The sequence below is a fragment of the Haloferax marisrubri genome (genome assembly GCF_001469875.2).
Taxonomy (GTDB): Archaea; Halobacteriota; Halobacteria; order Halobacteriales; family Haloferacaceae; genus Haloferax; species Haloferax marisrubri.
Genome location: NZ_LOPW02000019.1, coordinates 1 through 317 on the forward strand (window position 1 = coordinate 1; position 317 = coordinate 317).

1 protein-coding gene is annotated in these 317 nt (G+C 60.9%); it reads right to left on the minus strand.

Annotated elements, in window-relative coordinates; genetic code table 11:
- On the minus strand, positions 1-317 hold a 317-nt coding region (locus AUR65_RS17515; protein ID WP_146047445.1), incomplete at both ends, for a hypothetical protein.

Consider the following 317-nt stretch of genomic DNA (forward strand, 5'->3'; position numbering starts at 1 on the left):
CCTAAGTCGAACAGGATCGTGACGTCTTCGTCGAGGAATTCACGGAAGTCGAATCGGTTGTCAACGTACTCTCCCGTCTCGTCCTGTTCCGGAACGTGGCTGAAGATCCGTCGCAGGTGGGCGTCTTCTCTGAGTTTATCGAGGCGGTTCCCGACGGCGTCCATCGACACTTGGAACTGGTGGTCGTCCTTCGCGAAGTGCCGCGTGAGCGACTCCTCGACGCTCCGATTGTCCGCCGAAACCGGCGGCACAGTTCGCTCCCGCTGCATCTCGAGGGCGGCCGCAAAGAGGTCATCCAACCCGAAGACGTCGCTGCC